14 protein-coding genes and 3 tRNA genes are annotated in these 18401 nt (G+C 69.5%); 8 read left to right on the plus strand and 9 right to left on the minus strand.

Annotated elements, in window-relative coordinates; genetic code table 11:
- Window positions 1-32 precede the first annotated feature (32 nt).
- Window positions 33-983 (plus strand): prephenate dehydratase, encoded by a 951-nt coding sequence (gene pheA, locus PROPJV5_RS03820; RefSeq protein WP_119715290.1) that lies wholly within the window; start codon window positions 33-35, stop codon window positions 981-983.
- On the opposite strand, the gene PROPJV5_RS03825 is transcribed toward pheA, so the two are convergent.
- Window positions 899-2500: a bifunctional phosphatase PAP2/diacylglycerol kinase family protein gene (locus PROPJV5_RS03825; protein WP_119715030.1), complete on the minus strand. Its 1602-nt coding sequence runs from the start codon at window positions 2498-2500 to the stop codon at window positions 899-901. The genes pheA and PROPJV5_RS03825 overlap by 85 nt on opposite strands.
- 129 nt (window positions 2501-2629) lie before the next feature.
- Between PROPJV5_RS03825 and serS the strand changes: the two genes are divergently transcribed.
- Both serS and PROPJV5_RS03835 read left to right on the plus strand, forming a co-directional pair.
- Window positions 2630-3901 carry a serine--tRNA ligase gene (serS, locus tag PROPJV5_RS03830; protein WP_119715031.1) on the plus strand — a complete coding sequence of 424 codons (1272 nt, stop codon included), beginning with the start codon at window positions 2630-2632 and terminating at the stop codon, window positions 3899-3901.
- A gap of 123 nt (window positions 3902-4024) precedes the next feature.
- Window positions 4025-4702: a GOLPH3/VPS74 family protein gene (locus PROPJV5_RS03835; RefSeq protein WP_119715032.1), complete on the plus strand. Its 678-nt coding sequence runs from the start codon at window positions 4025-4027 to the stop codon at window positions 4700-4702.
- A gap of 83 nt (window positions 4703-4785) precedes the next feature.
- Here the strand turns inward: PROPJV5_RS03835 and PROPJV5_RS03840 are convergent, their stop codons facing one another.
- Window positions 4786-6930 carry a glucose PTS transporter subunit IIA gene (locus tag PROPJV5_RS03840; protein ID WP_119715033.1) on the minus strand — a complete coding sequence of 715 codons (2145 nt, stop codon included), beginning with the start codon at window positions 6928-6930 and terminating at the stop codon, window positions 4786-4788.
- Between the two features lie 412 nt (window positions 6931-7342).
- Here PROPJV5_RS03840 and tpx point away from each other — a divergent pair, with 412 nt between their 5' ends.
- Window positions 7343-7843 carry a thiol peroxidase gene (tpx, locus tag PROPJV5_RS03845; protein ID WP_119715034.1) on the plus strand — a complete coding sequence of 167 codons (501 nt, stop codon included), beginning with the start codon at window positions 7343-7345 and terminating at the stop codon, window positions 7841-7843.
- 37 nt (window positions 7844-7880) lie between these two features.
- On the opposite strand, the gene PROPJV5_RS03850 is transcribed toward tpx, so the two are convergent.
- The 3 genes from PROPJV5_RS03850 to PROPJV5_RS03860 all read right to left on the minus strand — a co-directional run bounded on the left by PROPJV5_RS03850 (window position 7881) and on the right by PROPJV5_RS03860 (window position 11300).
- On the minus strand, window positions 7881-8618 hold the full coding sequence (locus PROPJV5_RS03850) for an NAD-dependent protein deacylase (RefSeq protein ID WP_119715035.1): 738 nt from the start codon (window positions 8616-8618) through the stop codon (window positions 7881-7883).
- Between the two features lie 89 nt (window positions 8619-8707).
- On the minus strand, window positions 8708-10132 hold the full coding sequence (argG, locus tag PROPJV5_RS03855; RefSeq protein ID WP_119715291.1) for an argininosuccinate synthase: 1425 nt from the start codon (window positions 10130-10132) through the stop codon (window positions 8708-8710).
- 190 nt (window positions 10133-10322) lie between these two features.
- Window positions 10323-11300 (minus strand): NAD(P)H-quinone oxidoreductase, encoded by a 978-nt coding sequence (locus tag PROPJV5_RS03860; RefSeq protein ID WP_119715036.1) that lies wholly within the window; start codon window positions 11298-11300, stop codon window positions 10323-10325.
- A gap of 68 nt (window positions 11301-11368) precedes the next feature.
- Here PROPJV5_RS03860 and PROPJV5_RS03865 point away from each other — a divergent pair.
- Window positions 11369-11451: transfer RNA gene (locus tag PROPJV5_RS03865), tRNA-Ser, on the plus strand.
- 36 nt (window positions 11452-11487) lie between these two features.
- Here PROPJV5_RS03865 and PROPJV5_RS03870 read toward each other — a convergent pair.
- A complete protein-coding gene (locus tag PROPJV5_RS03870) occupies window positions 11488-13278 on the minus strand; it encodes an LCP family glycopolymer transferase (protein ID WP_119715037.1) in 1791 nt (596 codons plus the stop codon).
- A 251-nt stretch (window positions 13279-13529) separates the two neighbouring features.
- Between PROPJV5_RS03870 and PROPJV5_RS03875 the strand changes: the two genes are divergently transcribed.
- A tRNA-Ser gene (locus PROPJV5_RS03875) sits at window positions 13530-13622 on the plus strand.
- A gap of 98 nt (window positions 13623-13720) precedes the next feature.
- Here PROPJV5_RS03875 and PROPJV5_RS03880 read toward each other — a convergent pair.
- Entirely contained in the window at window positions 13721-14113 is a 393-nt protein-coding gene (locus tag PROPJV5_RS03880) for a hypothetical protein (protein ID WP_119715038.1), read from the minus strand.
- 210 nt (window positions 14114-14323) lie between these two features.
- Here PROPJV5_RS03880 and PROPJV5_RS03885 point away from each other — a divergent pair.
- Window positions 14324-14396, plus strand: a tRNA-Arg gene (locus PROPJV5_RS03885).
- Window positions 14397-14483: 87 nt separating this feature from the next.
- Here the strand turns inward: PROPJV5_RS03885 and PROPJV5_RS03890 are convergent.
- Window positions 14484-15992, minus strand: coding sequence for an amino acid permease (locus PROPJV5_RS03890; RefSeq protein WP_119715039.1), 1509 nt, complete (start codon window positions 15990-15992; stop codon window positions 14484-14486).
- A 179-nt stretch (window positions 15993-16171) separates the two neighbouring features.
- Window positions 16172-17380: a D-mannonate dehydratase ManD gene (gene manD, locus PROPJV5_RS03895; RefSeq protein ID WP_119715040.1), complete on the minus strand. Its 1209-nt coding sequence runs from the start codon at window positions 17378-17380 to the stop codon at window positions 16172-16174.
- A gap of 240 nt (window positions 17381-17620) precedes the next feature.
- Here manD and PROPJV5_RS03900 point away from each other — a divergent pair, with 240 nt between their 5' ends.
- Complete coding sequence (locus PROPJV5_RS03900) at window positions 17621-18304, plus strand: SDR family oxidoreductase (RefSeq protein ID WP_119715041.1); 684 nt, start codon at window positions 17621-17623, stop codon at window positions 18302-18304.
- Window positions 18305-18401: the final 97 nt, after the last annotated feature.

Below are 18401 nucleotides of genomic sequence, written 5' to 3' on the forward strand. Positions count from 1 at the left end.
CACGTGGCCAGTCATCGCCTAGGCTCGTGACCATGCTCGGATACTTCGGCCCGCAGGGCACCTTCACCCACCAGGCCCTGCTGTCGTACAGCGAGGACGACGCGGTCCCCTTCCGCACCGTCGCCCAGGCGCTCGACGCCGTGCGTGCGGGGGAGGTCGAGGCCGCCATGGTGCCGATCGAGAACTCGGTCGAGGGCGGCGTCTCGGCCACTCTCGACAACCTGGCCGATCCCGACGCCGCGCCCCTGCAGATCATTCACGAGGTGCTCGTCAACGTGCGCTTCAACCTCTGCGTCCGGCCCGGCACGCGCATGGGGCAGATCCGCCGTCTCATCACCCACCCGCACGCGGCGGCCCAGGTGCGTGACTGGCTCGCCGCGAACCTGCCCGATGTCGAGGTGATCGAGCGCGGTTCCACCGCGGGCGCCGCCAAGGCCGTCGCCGACCCCGACTCCGGTCTCGACGCCGCCGTCTGCGCCCCCGTCGCCGGCCAGATGTACGGCCTGGAGGCGGTGGCGACCGACATCGCCGACAACGGTGCCGCTGTCACCCGTTTCATCCTGGTCGCCCGTCCGGGGCAGGCGCCGGCGCCGACCGGCGCGGACAAGACCACGCTCGTGGCCTACATCCAGCAGGACGAGCCCGGCGCCCTGCTGGCCATCCTGCAGCAGCTGGCGGTGCGCGGCGTCAACCTGTGCCGCATCGAGTCGCGGCCCACCAAGACCGTGCTGGGCAATTACTGCTTCAGCATGGACGCCGAGGGGCACATGGCCGACGCCCGCATGGCCGAGGCCCTCATGGGGCTCAAACGGGTCTGCAAGCAGGTCGTCTTCCTCGGCAGCTATCCCCGCGCCGACAAGGTGCGTCCCGTCCTGCGCGCCGGCACCGCCAACACCGACTACGCGGCGGCCTCGGAGTGGTTCGCCGGGCTCGAGGCCACCATGATCGACACCGCCGCCGGGTCGACCTCGGCCTTGAAGTAGGAGCCCTCGCCGACGGTGTCGCCGTCCAGCTCGAAGGGCATCGGCTCGTCCACGCGCACGCTCATCGAGCGGCCCGCGTAGCGTTCGAGCGAACGGTCGGCGCCGATCCGGGTGAGGACCCGGGTGGCCATCCGCGCCCAGCTCGAGATGCCCGAGGGCGACCCGACGACCATCTCCATGCGCCCATCGGTCGGGTCGGAGTCCGGGATGAGGATGACATTGCCTCCGATGGAGGGCACATTGCCCATCACCGTCAGCACGGCGTTGCCGCGCACCTGCTTCGAGCCGTCGACGCTGATCTGCACGCGGTGCGGCTTGGTGAGCAGCTCGGGCATCGCCGAGACGACGTAGGCCGCCGTGCCCATCATCTTCTTCAGCGCGTCGTTCGTGCGTGCCATGAGGCGGGCGTCGAACCCGATGCCGGCCATGACGGCGAAGCGGTGCGGCTCGTCGGCGCGGCCGTCGACGACCAGCCTGATGAGGTCGATGTCCTTCGGCTGGCCGTTGATCGCGACGAAGATCGCGTCTTCCTGGTCGAGCGGCAGCCCCAGGTTCTTGGCGAGCAGATTGCCGGTGCCCGCCGGGATCAGGCCGATCGGGATGCCCGAACCGGCCAGCGTCTGGGTCACGATGCGCACGGTGCCGTCGCCCCCGGCGACGATGACCAGATCGGCGCCCCGGGTGATGGCCTCCCTGGCCTGCGCGGCCCCGGGGTCCTCCGGCGTGGTCTGCAGCCACAGCGGGGACTGCCAGTGCCGGCCGCTCAGCTCGTCGGCGATCTGGCGGCGGAAGACCATCTCGTCGGCCACCTTGATGGGGTTGTAGATCACGGCGCACAGGCCTCCGACCGGGCGCGGCGTGCTGCGGCGCCGGGTGGCGATGAGCGGCAGCATGCGCACCCTGGCGAGGAACAGGACGAGCGAGGTGACCAGGCCGCCGAGCAGGGCGCCGCCGACGATGTCGGTGAGGCGGTGGGCGTTCATGGCGAAACGGTCGGCGGCCTCGAGCAGGATCGCGAGGACGCCGACGACGCGCCAGCTGAGGATCGTGAGGCGGGACTGCCGGGTGGTCGTGCTGACCGCGATCGCCGTCATCGCGCCGGCCACGATGACCGCCATGTGGGTGCTCGGGTAGGCCGGGCCCCGGTAGGTGAGGAGCCAGTCCAGCGGGGAGGGCGGGCGCGGGCGCCCGAACAGGTTCTTGAGCAGGACACAGGCCAGCCAGCTGCCCAGGCCCGAGGCGAGGATCGCCACGGCGAGGTGACGCAGCCGCCGCCGCCAGGCCCACACGCTCAGGCCGGCGAGCACGAGACAGACGATGACCGGGTGCGTGACGAGGGCGAAGGCCGCGCCGATCTGCTCACCGGCCGATCCGGGCATCAGGTGCGGGACCTGGCTGAGGGCGTCGAGCCGGGCGAGCAGGCGCGTGCGCAGCGTCAGATGCGTCCAGACGATGAATGCGAGTGCGAAGAGGCACACGATCCACAGGTTGAAGCGACTGAACGTCCGGGTGGTCACGCACCGATTGTGTCAGGAGATCCGCCCCGCCGGGGCCGCGACGTTCCATGGCCGCGGAGCGGTCGTGGCCGTGGTTCACCGCAGTTCGGCCCGGCCACGACATGGGCGCCCCGACTGTAGGCTTGGCCCATGATCGACCCGAAACTGCTGCGCACCGACCCAGACCGTGTCCGTCGTTCCCAGAAGGCCCGCGGCGAGTCCGTGGCCCTGGTCGACGAGGCACTCGCCGCGGACGAGGCGCGCCGGTCGTCGATCAGCGCCTTCGAGACCGCCCGCGCCGAGCAGAAGTCGCTGGGCGCCCGGATCGCCAAGGCCTCGGGCGACGAGAAGGCCGCCCTGCTGGCCCGCACCAAGGAGCTGTCGGGCCGGGTGAAGGCGCTGCAGGCCGAGGCGGACGAGGCCGATGCCGCGTACACCGAGGTCGTCAAGCAGTTCGGCAACATCGTCTTCGAGGACGTGCCGGCCGGCGGCGAGGACGACCTGTACGTCATCGACGAGGTGGGCAGCCCGCGCGACTTCGCCGCCGAGGGCATCGAGGTCAAGGATCACCTCGACCTCGGCGAGGGGATCGGCGCCATCGACATGGAGCGCGGCGCCAAGGTCTCCGGCTCCCGGTTCTACTTCCTCACCGGCCCCGGCGCCCTGCTGGAGTTCGCCCTCATCCAGTTCGCCCTGACGAAGGCCCTCGCCTGGGGCCTGACCCCGATGATCCCGCCGGCCCTGGTCAACCCCGAGGCCATGGACGGCACCGGTTTCCTCGGCCAGGCCGCCGACGACGTCTACTACCTGGAACGCGACAACCAGTACCTGGTCGGCACCGCCGAGGTCCCCCTGGCCGCCTACCACTCGGGCGAGATCCTCGACGCGAGCGAGCTGCCGATCCGCCTCGCCGGGTTCAGCCCCGCCTACCGCCGCGAGGCCGGCTCGTACGGCAAGGACACCCGGGGCATCTTCCGCGTCCACTGGTTCGACAAGTTCGAGATGTTCACCTACTGCCGGCCCGAGGACGCGGTCGCCGAGCACCAGCGGCTGCTGGAGCAGGAGAAGGAGTTCATCACCGCCCTCGGCATCCCCTTCCAGGTGCTCGACGTGGCCTCCGGCGATCTCGGCGCGTCGGCCGCCCGCAAGTACGACTGCTACGGCTGGGTGCCCTCGCAGGGCCGGTACCGCGAGATCACCTCGACCTCGAACTGCACCCAGTTCCAGGCGCGCCGGCTGGGCATCCGCATGCGCGACGGCAAGACCATCGAGCACGTGGCGACCCTCAACGGCACCCTGTGCGCCATGAGCCGGATGATCCTCATGATCCTCGAGAACTACCAGCAGGCCGACGGCTCGGTCGTCGTCCCCGAGGTGCTGCGCCCCTACCTGGGGGGCCAGGAGGTCTTCGAGGCGCGCTGAGCCCGCCACCGCCCGGCCCCGGCGAGGGTGTGCGGGGCGAACCGTGGTGGGTTCGCGCCCGGGGGTCCATAATGGGCTCAAGCACCCAAGGGCGGGTGTGCCGCACCACAGGGGGTCTGAGCCATGACGACCACAGTGAACCTAGCCGCCGAATATCTTCTCCTCGTGCTCGATGACAAGAAGGGCGGTTTCGTCCGTGACCTCACCACGGTGAACTTCACCGTCGCCGCAGCCGAGATCGTCGAGCTCATCGCCCGGCACCAGCTCGTCTTCGTCGAGGGCCCGAAGGGCACGAAGGTGCTCGCGCGCGGGGAGGTGGAGCCGAGCGACGAGTTCTTCGCCCAGATCATCGAGGCCGTCGAGGGCAAGACCTACGACCAGGCCATCTCGGCCCTGGTCGGGCCCTTCTCGTCCCGCCCCGGCCCGGTCCGTTCGTTGCGCTCCTACGAGCTGCAGCACCTGGTCGAGGCCGGCATCCTGCGGGAGCGCCACATCAAGCTGCTGGGCCTCATCCCGCTCACCCGCTACCCCGAGGGAGACGCGAGCACCGAGATCGACCTGCGCGCCCGGGTGCGGGCCGCGCTCGGCGGCGCCGAACCCGACGACCGCACCCGCGCCCTCATCGCCCTGCTCTACGCCTCGCGGTCGCTGACCGCCGTCTTCCCACGGCTGGAGGCCAAACCGATGAAGCGCCGTGCCCGCCAGATCGCCGAACGCAGCTGGGAGGACGACGGCCTGGCCATGGCGCTTGCCGAGTACTTCTCGTACATGACGCAGCTGTCGGCCGCCACGATGGTCTGACCGGCCGCATCGACGACGAGGCCCCCGCGCACCGAGCGCGGGGGCCTCTCCTCCTGTCCTGGCCGCGTGGCCGGGCGAGTGGGTCACTCGGCGGCGGGCTTGGGCTCCTTGGGCGGCTTTGCCGTCGTCTGGATGATGGCGTCGCCCGGGTTCACCTCGCCGTCGCCGATCCTGTCGATCCCGGCGAACTTGCGGACGTTCGTCACGAGCACCGGGGTGACGAGCGAGTAGCCGGCCTCGGTGATGACCTCGGGGTCGAAGGTGACCAGCGGGTCGCCGGCCGTCACGCGGTCGCCCTTGGCGACCTTCACGTCGAAGCCCCTGCCCTCGAGGTTCACGGTGTCGATGCCCACGTGGATGAGCAGTTCGATGCCGTTGTCGAGCTTGACGCCGAAGGCGTGGCCGGTGGCCTGGGCGACGACGATCGTGCCGTCGCCGGGGGACACGACGGTGGTGCCGGTCGGTTCGATGCCGACGCCCCTGCCGACGGTCCCGGCGCTGAACACGGGGTCGGGCACATCCTCGAGGGGGATGACCCGGCCGGCCAGCGGCGAGAGCACCTGGGTCACGGCGTTCGGCTCGAGGGCCGTCTTCGCCGGGGCGGGGCCGGCGGCGGTCTTCGCGGCCTCGTGCTCGGCCTTCCTCGACTCGTGCGCGACCTGCTTGGCCTCGTGCTCGTCGCGCTCCTGCGCCAGCCGCTGCTTGGCCTCCGCCCGCTGCTCGGCCGTGCGGTAGTCGGAGAAGTAGACGGCGACGAAGGCGACGGCGAACGCGGAGAGCACCGAGATGGCGTACAGCGGGATGTTGCTGAAGGCGGGGATCGTCAGCAGCGAGGTGAAGACGAAGGCGTTCGTCGTCACGCCGCCGCCGATGCCCTGGATGAGGCCGCCGACGACACAGCCGATGAGCATGCGCGGGTAGATGCGCCGGAAGCGCAGGTGGATGCCGTACAGGCTCGGTTCGGAGATGCCGCCGACCAGTCCGGCGACGACGGCGCCGGTGGCCGTCTGGCGCATCTCGATGTCCTTCTCGCGGATCGAGATGGCGAGCACCGCGGCCGAGGCGCCGAAGCAGGCGAAGTTCCAGGCGCCCATCGGCCCCTGGATGTAGTCGTAGCCGATGGCCTGGATGTTGAGCAGCATGACGGCGTTGAGCGGCCAGTGCAGGCCCAGCGGCACCATGAACGGGTAGAGCAGCGGGATGAGCAGGCAGAAGATGAACGGCGACAGGTCGTTGACGGCCTTCAGCGCGGTCGACAGGCCGGCGCCGGCGTAGACGCCGATCGGGCCGAGGACGAACGCGGTGACCGGGATCATGACGAGCATGCACAGGAAGGGCACGAAGATCAGCTGCAGGTTGTCCGGGATGATCTTCTTGGCCAGCTTGTACAGCGGACCGAGCACACCCGCCATGAGCAGCGGCGGGAACACCTGCTGGCCGTAGTCGAAGATCGTCAGCGGCAGCTGGTGGTCGAAGATCGGGAACGGCTGCCGGAAGACGTGGACGATGTTGATGTCCTGGCCCAGCACGTGTGCGACGTGGCTGTCCGCCATGAGGGAGTTGTCGGCGGTCATGAAGCCGGGCAGCAGCAGGACGGCCATGACCGAGAAACCGATCCACGGGTCGGCACCCACCTTCTTGGTGGCGTTGTATGCCACCGAGAGCGGCAGGAAGTAGAAGACGCATCGCCAGCACAGGTTGATGAACGCCCAGCTCGGCGGCAGCTGGGCCTCGCCGCTCGACCAGTTGCCGATGACGCCGAGCGTGCTCATGAGGGCCATGAAGGTGATGAACAGCGAGGCGCCCAGCAGCACGCCGATGATCGGGCGGAAGGAGTCGGACAGGAACTCGAAGAAGGTGTCCACCCAGCCGAACTTGCCGCGGATGCCGCCCTGCCTGGCGGCCGCCTTCACCTCGGCGTCGGAGGGTTTCTTGCCACCGCCGCCCGAGCCCATCGCCGACATCTGCGGCAGGGCCATGATCTCGTTGTAGACGGTGGCGACGGCGCCGCCGATGACGACCTGGTACCGGTTCCCGCTCTGGGGCACGGCCCCCATGACGGCGGGGATCTTCTCGACCGTGTCCTTGTCGACTCCGGAGCCGTCGCGCAGCTGGAACCGCAGTCGCGTCGCGCAGTGGGTGAGGCTCGTGATGTTGTCGGGGCCGCCGACGGCGTCGACGATCGCCGCGGCGTCGCTCGTCGTGGAGGCCGTGGTTTCCTGGGCCATGGATGCTCCTTGCTCCCGACGGTCCGGACCGCCGGATTCGGTGGTGAATACCGCTGATGATCGGGGTGGTCTCAGGGTTCACCACAGACTAGACGCAGATCGCGAGTACGACGCGGGTGTCCACACCGAGCAGAGGCCCTCCGCAGCGCGTTTGTTCGCTCTGCGCTGAGAAATGAGGGCGCCATCCTTCGGCGCCATGCCGCGGGCGCCCCCGACGACTGGGCGATGCGGTGCGTCGAGGGTCCGTGGGCGGCCGGTTGAGGGACGACCCATGGGACGGCGGGCCGCTGGAGGCGCCGGGCCTCGGATCCCGGACCGACTGCCGGGGCCGGTGGCCTATTCCCTGCTCAGCTCGTGGGTGAAAGCCATGGGACGGGCCCCGCGGCGGGCCCGCATGGCGTAGACATGACCCATGGCTGACATCACATACCGCGGCGAACCCGTCCACACCCGCAGCGAGCTGCCCGCCGTCGGCGCCCAGGCCCCGGAGATCGACCTCGTCGGCGCCGACCTGGAACCCGTCACCCTGGAGAGCCTGCGGGGCCGCCGGGTTGTCCTCAACATCTTCCCGAGCCTCGACACCGGCGTGTGCGCGATGAGCGTCCGCAAGTTCAACGAGCTCGCGGCCGGCCTCGAGAACACCACCGTCGTGTGCGTCTCGAAGGACCTGCCCTTCGCCGCCAAGCGCTTCTGCACCACCGAGGGCATCGAGAACGTCGTCACCGGTTCCGCGTTCCGCACGCACGCGATGAGCAAGGCCTACGGCTTGCGCATGGTCGACGGCCCGCTGAAGGGCCTGCTGGCCCGCGCCGTCGTCGTCATCGACGAGAACGGAACGATCATTCACACCCAGCTCGTCCAGGAGGCCTCCAACGAGCCCGACTACGACGCCGCGGTCGCCGCACTGAGCTGATGGCGCCGGGCCGACCCGCCGCCCTGTTGCCGTCCGGTCAGGCCAGGGCGGCGTCGGTCGCCGCGCCCAGCACGGCGCCGATCGAGTCGTGGATCACCAGATCGGCGCTCGAATCGGCCGGTGTCGCCGACTTGTTGATCAGGACGAGGGGCCTGCCCCGGAAGTAGTTGAGCAGGCCGGCGGCCGGGTAGACGTTGAGCGAGGTGCCGCCGACGATGAGCACGTCGGCGCGGCCGATCGCCTCCATGGCCGCGGCCATGACGCCCGTGTCGAGGTTCTCCTCGTACAGCACGACCTCGGGTTTGATGACGCCCTGGCACTCCTCGCAACGCGGGATGCCCGTCGAGGCGGTGATCGCCTCCAGCGGGTACTGGCGTCCGCAGTCGGTGCAGCGGTTCCGCAGCACCGAGCCGTGCACCTCGTGGACGGTCCGCGAGCCGGCCATCTGGTGCAGGCCGTCGATGTTCTGGGTGACGACGGCCGCGAGCCGGCCGGCCTCCTCGAGCCGGGCCAGCGCCCAGTGGGCCGCGTTCGGCTTCGCCTCGGGGTGGAGCATGGTCGCCCGGTAGAACTCGTAGAAGGCCTCCGGGTGGTCGCGCCAGCAGCCGTGCGACAGCATGTACTCCGGCGGGTACTGGCCGCCCGAATGCGTCGTGTACAGGCCCGTGGCGGAACGGAAGTCGGGGATGCCGCTCTCGGTCGAGACGCCGGCGCCGCCGAAGAAGACGGCCCGTGAGGCTCCGGCCAGGATGCTGCTCAACTCGTCAACGCTCATGACTCCACAGTAGGCGTTCGCCCCGCGGCCGGACCGCCGCGGGGCGAACGCGCCGTGCGCGTGGATGCACCGCATCCCGGGAGGCCCGGTCAGTCGGTGCCGGACTCCATGGCCGCGTTGTCGAGCGGGGTCGCCTCGGTCTCGCCGGCGTGCAGCGGGTTGTCGGCGATCTCGGACGACTTGCCGGCCTCGAGCTGCCCGACGAGTTTGGCGGCCTCGCCACCGGTGAGCTGGCCCTGGGCGGCGTACTGCTCGAGTCGGGCCCGCGAGTCGGAGATGTCGAGGTTGCGCATGGTCAGCTGGCCGATGCGGTCGAGCGGGCCGAAGGCGGCGTCCTCGACGCGCTCCATCGAGAGGCGCTCCGGGTGGTAGCTGAACGCCGGACCCTCGGTGTTGAGGATCGAGTAGTCGTCGCCGCGGCGCAGGCGCAGCGTGACAGTGCCGGTGACGACGGAGGCCACCCAGCGCTGGATCGACTCGCGGATCATGAGGGACTGCGGGTCGAGCCAGCGTCCCTCGTACATGAGCCGGCCCAGACGCTGCCCCTCGGTGCGGTAGTTGCTGATGGTGTCCTCGTTGTGGATGGCGTTGACCAGTCGCTCGTAGGCGACGAACAGCAGCGCCATGCCGGGGGCCTCGTAGATGCCGCGGCTCTTGGCCTCGATGATGCGGTTCTCGATCTGGTCGCTCATGCCCAGGCCGTGCCGGCCACCGATCTCGTTGGCCTTGAGGACGAGGTCGACGGCCGAGCCGAAACTCTCGCCGTTGATCCTGACCGGGCGGCCCTGGTCGAACTCGATGGTGACGACCTCGGGCTCGATCCGGACCGACGGATCCCAGAACTTGACACCCATGATGGGTTCGACGGTCTCGATCGAGACGTCGAGGCGCTCCAGCGTCTTGGCCTCGTGCGTGGCCCCCCAGATGTTGGCGTCGGTGGAGTAGGCCTTCTCCTTGGAGTCGCGGTACGGCAGATCGTGTGCGGTGAGCCAGGTGCTCATCTCGTCACGGCCGCCGAGTTCGCTGACGAAGGCCTCATCGAGCCAGGGCTTGTAGATGCGCAGCGCCGGGTTGGCCATGAGGCCGTAACGGTAGAAGCGCTCGATGTCGTTGCCCTTGTAGGTCGAGCCGTCGCCCCAGATGGAGACGCCGTCCTCGGCCATGGCCCGCACGAGCAGCGTGCCGGTGACGGCCCGGCCGATCGGCGTGGTGTTGAAGTAGAACTTGCCGGCGCTGCAGATGTGGAACGCGCCGCAGGCCAGGGCCGACAGGCCCTCCTCGACGAGCGACTCGCGGCAGTCGACGAGTCGGCTGATCTCGGCGCCGTACTGGCCGGCGCGCCCGGGCACCGACGCGATGTCGGGCTCGTCGTACTGGCCGATGTCTGCGGTGTAGGTGCAGGGGACAGCGCCCTTTTCGCGCATCCAGGCGACGGCGCAGCTGGTGTCGAGGCCGCCGCTGAAAGCGATGCCGACCCGTTCACCCACGGGAAGAGACGTCAATACCTTGCTCACGAAGAGCAAGCATAACCTGATTGTTATGCGATGTCGAACCCGCTCGTAAGCGGGAAGAGGACGAGAATAATTCTTTTCCGGGAATAATTATGCGACGGTCATGGGTGTGCCCACCGTCTACCACCGACCCGGCGGTGCCACGACGGCACGGCCCGGTCCGGCGCCGCAGCACGCCGGGCGCACCGCGCTGTCAGTTGTACTTGGCGACGAGGATGATCTTCCCGGTGTTCTCGCCCGACTCGAGCAGCTCATGGGCCCTGGCCGCCTCCTCGAGCGGCACGCGGGTCTGGTTGCCCGGCTTGATCGTGCCGTTGGCCAGCATCGGCCACACGACCTCCTCGACACGGCGGCAGATCGCGGCCCGCTGGTCGGACGGGCGGCCGCGCAGGCTCGTGGCGGTGATCGTGCCGCGCTTGTTGAGCAGCACCCCCAGGTTCAGGGTGCCCTTGACGCCCTTCTGCATGCCGATCGTCACCATGCGGCCCTCGGTGGCCAGGCAGCGCACATTCGCCTCGAGGTACTTGGCGCCGATGATGTCGAGGATGACGTCGACGCCCCGGTCGGCGGTGGCGACCATGACGGCCGGCTCCCAGTCGGAGGCGTAGTCGATGACCTTGTCGGCGCCGAGTTCGATGCAGTAGTCCGCCTTCTTCTTCGAGGCGGTGGTGATGACGCGGGCGCCGATCGCCTTCGCGTACTGGATAGCGAAGCTGCCGACGCCGCCGGCGCCGCCGTGGATGAGGACGGTCTCCCCGGCCTTCAGCCCGACCCTGTCGAAGTTCGAGACGACGGTGGCGGAGACCTCGACCAGGCCGGCGGCCTCGATCGGGTCGATACCGTCCGGGACCGACAGCAGGTGCTCGGCCGCCACGACGAAGTACTCGGCGTACGCGCCGCCGGTCAGCAGTGCCAGGACCTGCTCGCCGACCTCGTGGCCGGTGACCTGCTCGCCGAGCTCGGCGATGACCCCGAGGCCCTCCAGGCCCATGACATCGGTGACGCCCTTGGGCGGGGGGTAGTGGCCCTGGCGCTGCAGGACGTCGCCGCGGTTGACGCCGACCGCCTGCGTGCGGACCAGGACCTCGCCGGGTCCGGGCTCGGGGGTGGGCACCGGCGCCCACTCGATCTGCTCGATTCCGCCGGGTTCGGCGACAGTGATCGCGTACATGTCCCCAGCATGCCAGAGATGCTCATCGGCTACCATGAGTGCGCGCTGCCGAACATGGTCGGCAGCCGGGCGAGGTCGCATAGTGGACTAGTGCAGCCGCCTTGAAAGCGGCCGAGCGAAAGCTCCGTGGGTTCGAATCCCACCCTCGCCGCCGTTGCCCCACCAGGTGGTGGCCCCGGCGTCCGGTTCAGCTCACCGGGTTGTACGCGCAGGCGTCCGCGACGTTCTCCGCCGTGGCGCTCGTCGAGGCGCTGGAGGCCGAGGTCGCCTGCTCGCCGGGCACCTCGCCGTAGCCGGTGTCCTCCTCGCCCCAGATTCCCTCGTCGTCGGTCTCACCGGGCTCGCTGGTGGCCTGGGTCGGGGCGGGGGCGCTGGTCGTGGGGGCCACGCCGCCGTTCTCACTCAAGGCGATGGCATCGGCCACGGCGGCCCGGATCTCGTCGTAGTCGGGATCGGCCGGGTCGACCTCGAGGGCTCCCGAGGTGCCTGCCCCGGACAGGTCCTGGGAGACGAGCAGGCGGCTGACCGTGCCGTCCTTGACCACCAGCGCCAGATTGGCCAGGTCGTCGAGCAGCTCCTGCGGGATGTCGGTACTCATCATGTTCTCACTGGCGGCGGCGATGGCCTCGTAGCGGGTGATGAGCGTCTGCGGGTTGACCTGCTTGATGATGGCGTTCACCAGGCAGCTCTGGCGGCGCATCCGGCCGTAGTCGTAGTCGGGGTCGTTGCAGCGACTCCGGGCGTACCACATGGCGTCCTCGCCGTTCAGCGTCTGGTCCGGGCCGACGGTGAGGTGGCCGTCGACGCCGCACTCCTCGTCGCCGTAGCCGTCCACGTGGCCGCCCTTGGCGATCGGGAAGTTGATGTTCACCGTGACACCGCCCATGGCGTCGATGAGCGCCTGGATGCCGTCGATGTTGACCATCATGAAGTAGTTGACCTCCAGGCCGGTGATGCCCTGGACGGCCATCTTCGTGGCGTCGGCGCCGGGGAAGTCGGTGTCGGTGAACAGTTCGGGGTGTTCCTTCGGCACCTCGTTCCAGACGGCGTTGAGCATGTACTCGTCCTCGCTGCTCGAATAGCCGTCCCAGACGCGGCCCTCGGGGTATGCCTCGGCCAGGGCGGTGCCCTCGGGGAAGGGCACGTTCTCAAGGTTGCGGGGCAGCTGGATGATCACCGTGTCGCCTGTTGCGACATCGACGGATGCCAGCATGAGCGTGTCGGTGCGGATCCCCAGCTCGTCGTCCCGGTCCTCGCCGGAGTCGGCGCCGACGAGCAGGATGTTGAGCCGGTCCATGGCGGCCCAGGGATTGTCGCCGTTGAGATCGGGCCGGGTCTGCGACCGCGAGCCCGAACCGAAGATGTTGCCCAGGACGATGCTCGTCTGCAACGCGTAGGCCGAGGCCACGGCTGTGGGCGTGGCCACGAGGAAGGACATGAGGAAGACGACGCCGGCCCCGATGAGGCGCTGGGGCCTGGTCATGCGGCGGGGGCGGGATACCAGGTAGGTGCCGACGATGACGATCACCCACAGCAGCCCGCCGATGAGCAGGGCAACGGCGATGATGAGGAGGCGGTTCGCATTGGCCACGAGCGACACCAGGGTGCTGCGGTGGATGAAGGCGAGGATGGCGACGGTGCCGCCGGTGATGATGCTCAGGGCGAACAGCAGCAGGCCGACGAAGGTGCGGCGTGTGCCGATGAGGCCGAGGCCGGGGATGATCGAGCCGAACGTGGTGCGGATCAGTGTCCTGCCGAAACCGGCCGAGCGGTCGTACAGCGGACTGCCTGCGGCGTGCGTGGCGCGTTCGCCGTCGCGCAGCCCGACTTCCTCGACGTCGAAGAGCTCCCCGCCGCGGCGGGCCGTCTCCTCCGAGGGCTCTCTGGAGACTCGTCGGGGGACGTAGGACGCGTCGTCCTCCGCCGCTCGGCGGGGGCGACCGCTGCGCAGATTGTCGTCGTTGTCGCGGTTTGCCATGACACCTTCTTGGTCGTACTGACCGGTGGGATGAACCGGTTCGGCCGCACCTCGGGGGCTGACCGGGCGGGCGTCCGCCCAGTGTTGTGCTCCACCATGATGCCTTGCTCAGCTGTGGACGGCACGCGCCGCGCCGCCGAGGGACGCGCGGAGGCCCCGCCGTCCGGGCACTGGCTGCGGGCCGGGTGCCGCGGTGGCCCCGGCGGACGCTTTGCTCAGTCGGCTCGCAGCGGATAGGGTTGGTGCTCGCTGGAGGTGTCGCCTAGTCGGCCTATGGCGCCCGCCTGCTAAGCGGGTTTGGGACACAAATCCCATCGCGGGTTCGAATCCCGCCACCTCCGCCAGCACGAGCAGTCCGCCATGGCGGGCTGCTCGTTCGGCGTTACGGGCCCACGCCCACCGGCCAGGGGCCGGTGGGCGGGCCGCCTTCCCGGTGCGGCGTTCAGTGCTCGTCGCCCGGTTCCCGCGCAGGGCTCGCCCAGCCGGCGAGCCTCAGCCGTTCCTGCTGTCGTCGCTCATTCCTGTCGTGCCGCCACCATGAGATGAGCAGGACGTTCAGGGCGACGAGGGCGGCCATCGTCGCCTGTGCGGCGAACCAGAGGAACATGTTGTGGGGCAGGAGCTGCCCCCGGTCGAAACCGCGCTCCTCGGCGCGGTTGTACGCCCAGGTGTCGGCGATGTGCCACAGGGCGTAGAAGACGGTGGTGCAGATGTCGAGCAGCGCCAGGACCAGGGCGACAGGTTTGAACGGGAAGGGGTGAGGGCGCACGCCGGACGAAGCAGCCTGCGGCCAGGGAAGCCCTTCGTGCTGGGGGTTGGTGCGGTTGTCGGTCATGTTCACTTCCTCCGTGATGTTCCCGCCACGGGGCGAGACCAGTGCGGCAAGGGGATTCTTGTCTTCGACCGGTGCTCGCGGATGTGGCGTGCTGCCCGCGCCGGGCGGGTGCCGATGGCCATGTCGTGGGGCCGGTGCGCGGGCCTCTTCGAGGCTCCGATTGGAGATTCCGGCGAGGAGGGGGTATTGTCGGTTCTCGCCGTCAGGCAAGCACCCATAGCTTAATGGATAGAGCATCTGACTACGGATCAGAAGGTTGGGGGTTCGACTCCCTCTGGGTGCGCAACGAGAAGGGGCCCCGGAATCGGGGCCCCTTCTTCGTGTCCTGGGCTGCTTCCCGCTCGGTCCTGCCGGACAGGGCGGCCCGCCCTCAGACGTCGGCGGTCATCATCTCCGGCCCGGACTCGTGCCGGCGGGCCAGCGCGTGGCGCCTGCCGTAGCCGAAGTAGATCGCCAGGCCGATGGCCATCCACGCCAGGAAACGCGCCCAGGTGGCCAGCGACAGGTTCATCATCATGTACAGGCAGGCGAGCACCGACAGGATCGGCAGCACCGGGGAGAGCGGAACCCTGAACGGGCGGTTCAGGTCGGGGCGGGTGCGGCGCAGGATCGGGACGGCCGCGCTGACCACGACGAAGGCGAACAGCGTGCCGATCGAGACCATGTCGGCCAGGGCCCGCAGCGGGACGAAGCCGGCCAGGACGGCCACCAGAACCGTCGTGAGGGCGATGACGCGGTAGGGCGTGCCCCACCGGGGGTGCACCCTGGCCACCTGCATTGGCAGCAGGCCGTCCCGCCCCATGGCGAAGGCGATGCGGCCCATGCCGATGATGTCGACGAGGATCACCGAGGTCAGGCCGCAGATGGCGGCGATGGCGATGAGGGCGCCCGCCCAGTTCAGCCCGACGGACTTGAAGGCCTCGGCGACCGGCGCCCCCTCGTCGATCTCGGTGTACTTCACCATGCCGGTGACGACGAGACACACCACGACGTAGAGGGCGGTGCAGATGCCGAGCGTGCCGAGCACGCCGCGCACCAGATCGCGCTGCGGGTTCTTGGTCTCCTCGCCCATGTTGGCGACGACCTCGAAGCCCGAGTAGGCGAAGAAGACCACGGCCGCCGCGGTGAGGATGCCGGCCACCCCGAAGGTGGACGACGAGACCCCGGTGACTGCCTGCACCAGGCTCGTCTCCCAGTCGGCCTCGCCGCTCTCGGTGGTGGGGGCGGGGCTGGGGACGAACGGTCTGTAGTTGGCTGCCTTGATGAAGAAGGCGCCCACGGCGATGATGAAGATGCAGATGCTCACCTTGACGACGACGAGCAGGTTCGTGACCCGGGCCGACTCCTTGGCGCCGATCATCGCGACGAGGCCGAGTACCACGGCGATGAGGATGCCCCCCAGGTTGATCGTCGCCGTCTCGCCGAAGATGGCGTCCGGCAGGTTGAACAACGACTTGAGATAACCCGACCAGCCCCGCGAGACGACGCCGGCGCCGAGCGCGAACTCGAGGACGAGGTCCCAGCCGATGATCCAGGCGAAGATCTCGCCGAGCGTCGCGTAGGCGTAGGTGTAGGCCGAGCCGGCCGTGGGAACCGCTGAGGCCATCTCGCAATAGCACAGGGCCGCCAGCAGGGCGATGAGGCCGGCCAGGGCGTACGAGATCGTGACGGCCGGGCCGGCGTGGTTGCGGGCCTCGATGCCGGTCAGCGTGAAGATGCCGGTCCCGATGACCATGCCGATACCCAGGCCGAGCAGGTCCTTGACGGTCAGCTGGCGCTTGAGGACGCCGGGGGAGTCGACGTCGGCGGCGGCATCCTCGGACTGCTGGGCGATGATGTCCTCGATCGGCTTCAGGCGAAGCGCTCCGTTTCTGCTCACAGGGGAACGGTATTACCTTGACGTGAAGACATCGGATGGTGCCCACGAACGCTCTGGGCGAAACCGGTGTCCGCCCGACCGGGGCCTGCGACTGGTCGGCGCCGCCGCGTCACGAGCGCGCATGCCCCAGAACACGGGCCGTGGCCGCGCCCGGCGCTTCGCCGAGGGCCGGGTTCTGGTCACCAGTCGTACATGCCGCCGTCGCGCAGGCGGTTCACCGGGAGCGATTTCGGTGTGTACGGGTACCGGGCGGCCGCCTCCTCGTCGACCTCCACGCCCAGGCCGGGGGTGTCGTCCAGGGTGATGACGCCGTCCTCGACCCTGTAGTGGGGGGTGAAGACCGCCCAGGTCTCCTCCGGGTAACCCATGTACTCCTGCATGCCGAAGTTCGGGATGGTCCAGTCCAGCGCGAAGTTCGCGGCCTGGCCGATCGGGGAGATGTCGGAGGCGCCCTGCATGCCCGAACGGACGCCGTAGACGTCGGCCAGGGCGAGGATCTGGCGCAGGTGCGTCAGGCCGCCGCCGTGGGTGACGGGGATGCGAATGTAGTCGATCAGGCGGCCACTGATCGCCTGCTGACAGTCGTAGACGCTGTTCCAAACCTCGCCGACGGCGATCGGGCAGCTGGTGAGGGAGCGGACGGTGGCGAAGGCCTGCTGGTCCTCCTCGGGAGTGGGGTCCTCGAGCCAGAACATGCGGTAGGGCTCGAGTCGGCGGCCCATCCAGCCGGCCTGGCTGGGAGTGAGCCGGTGGTGACCGTCGTGCAGCAGTTCGAAGCCGTAACCCAACTCGTCGCGGGTTGCCTTGATGAGCCTGGGGAGGAAGTCGAGGTAGGCGCCGGTGTCCCATTCCTCGACGTCGGGCAGGGTGCTGCTGGCGGGCTCGTACTCCTCGTCACCCTTGGCGACGCCGTATGCGGTGGCCAGCCCCGGCACCTGCGCCTGGATGCGGATGGCCTTGTAGCCCTCGGCGAGCCTGGCCCCGGCCTCCTCGAGGGCCGCCTCGACGGTGTGGCCCGAGCAGTGCGGGTAGGCGGTGATGTAGTCGCGGGCCCGGCCGCCGAGCAGGCGGTGCACCGGCACGCCCAGCGCCTTGGCGTTGAGGTCCCACAGGGCCTGGTCGATTGCGGAGATCGCCGACATGGTGACCGGTCCGCGGCGCCAGTAGGCGCCCTTGTAGCAGAACTGCCAGATGTCGTTGATGCGACTGGCGTCGGAGCCGATGAGCGCCGGGGCCAGGTGGTCTGTGACATAGGACGCGACGGCCAGCTCACGGCCGTTCAACGTGCCGTCGCCGTAGCCGACGAGGCCGTCGTCGGTGGTGATCTTCACGGTGCAGAAGGTGCGTCCCGGCGAGCACATCAGGACGTCGATGGCTTGAATCCGCATGGTTCTCCTTGAGAAACAACTCTTTCGCCTAGCGCAAAGCATAATGCGCGGTGTGTTCGCGCGCACCCCGAAGGAGGGGAGAGGCGCCGGGGTCGGTTCCGCAGGAGGGTGCCGGTGCGCGGTACGGCTCGCCGCGGGCAAGGCGGGCGGCCGGGGCGATACGCCACGGCGCCTTCGCCCTCTCCCCGAGACTCCCACGCCGAGCACCGCCCCGTGGGCTCACTCATCTAGGCTTGGCCCATGTCCGAGCGCAAGAGTGTCCTGATCACCGGTGCGACACGAGGCATTGGCCGCGCGATCGCCGAGGAGCTGGCCCCCGACTGGCACGTCATCGTCGGTGGGCGCCGGCCCGACGCGGTGAACGCCCTCGTCGAGTCCCTGCCCAGCGCCGAGCCCTTCCTCGCCGACGTGCTCGACGGCGAGGCCCTCATCGAGGCCGCCTCGCACGTCACCGGGCTCGACGCCCTCATCCCGTGTGCGGGCCAGACCACGCTCGGTCGCATCGCTGATCTCACACCCGAGCAGTGGCGTGCCGAGTTCGAACTCAATGTCATCGCCCCGGCCCAGCTGACCCGCCTGCTCCTGCCCGCCCTGCGCGACCGTGCCGGTCATGTCGTCTTCATCAACTCCGGCGGCGGCCTGCACACCAGGGGCAATGACGCCTGCTACTCGGCGTCGAAGCACGCCCTCGTCGCGGTCGCCAACGGGCTGCGCGCCGAGGAGGCCGGCCGGGTCCGGGTCACCTCGATCCACCCCGGCAAGGTCGACACCGACATGCAGGTGGCGATGCAGGCCGAACTCGGCAACCCCTACGAGCCCGAGCGCTACCTGAGCCCACACGATGTCGCCCGCACCGTCAGGCTCGCCCTGACCATGGACCCCGGTGCCAACATCGACATGCTGTCGGTCAGGCCCACCAGGTGACGCGGGCCCGGGCCCGCGGTGGTGCCGGCAGGGCCGCGCTCGCCCTTGGGCCTGACACGGTCACCTCGAACACCCCGGTGGCTCGGCGAGCGCGATG

It is taken from the genome of Propionibacterium ruminifibrarum (assembly GCF_900289195.1).
Lineage (GTDB): Bacteria > Actinomycetota > Actinomycetes > Propionibacteriales > Propionibacteriaceae > Propionibacterium > Propionibacterium ruminifibrarum.

Coding starts and splice junctions, on each gene's coding strand:
- PROPJV5_RS03900 (WP_119715041.1), top strand. CDS start 17,621: ATGTCCGAGCGCAAGAGTGTCCTGATCACCGGTGCGACACGAGGCATT.
- PROPJV5_RS03860 (WP_119715036.1), bottom strand. CDS start 11,300: ATGTACGCGATCACTGTCGCCGAACCCGGCGGAATCGAGCAGATCGAG.
- pheA (WP_119715290.1), top strand. CDS start 33: ATGCTCGGATACTTCGGCCCGCAGGGCACCTTCACCCACCAGGCCCTG.
- manD (WP_119715040.1), bottom strand. CDS start 17,380: ATGCGGATTCAAGCCATCGACGTCCTGATGTGCTCGCCGGGACGCACC.
- PROPJV5_RS03880 (WP_119715038.1), bottom strand. CDS start 14,113: ATGACCGACAACCGCACCAACCCCCAGCACGAAGGGCTTCCCTGGCCG.
- tpx (WP_119715034.1), top strand. CDS start 7,343: ATGGCTGACATCACATACCGCGGCGAACCCGTCCACACCCGCAGCGAG.
- PROPJV5_RS03850 (WP_119715035.1), bottom strand. CDS start 8,618: ATGAGCGTTGACGAGTTGAGCAGCATCCTGGCCGGAGCCTCACGGGCC.
- PROPJV5_RS03870 (WP_119715037.1), bottom strand. CDS start 13,278: ATGGCAAACCGCGACAACGACGACAATCTGCGCAGCGGTCGCCCCCGC.
- PROPJV5_RS03835 (WP_119715032.1), top strand. CDS start 4,025: ATGACGACCACAGTGAACCTAGCCGCCGAATATCTTCTCCTCGTGCTC.
- PROPJV5_RS03840 (WP_119715033.1), bottom strand. CDS start 6,930: ATGGCCCAGGAAACCACGGCCTCCACGACGAGCGACGCCGCGGCGATC.
- serS (WP_119715031.1), top strand. CDS start 2,630: ATGATCGACCCGAAACTGCTGCGCACCGACCCAGACCGTGTCCGTCGT.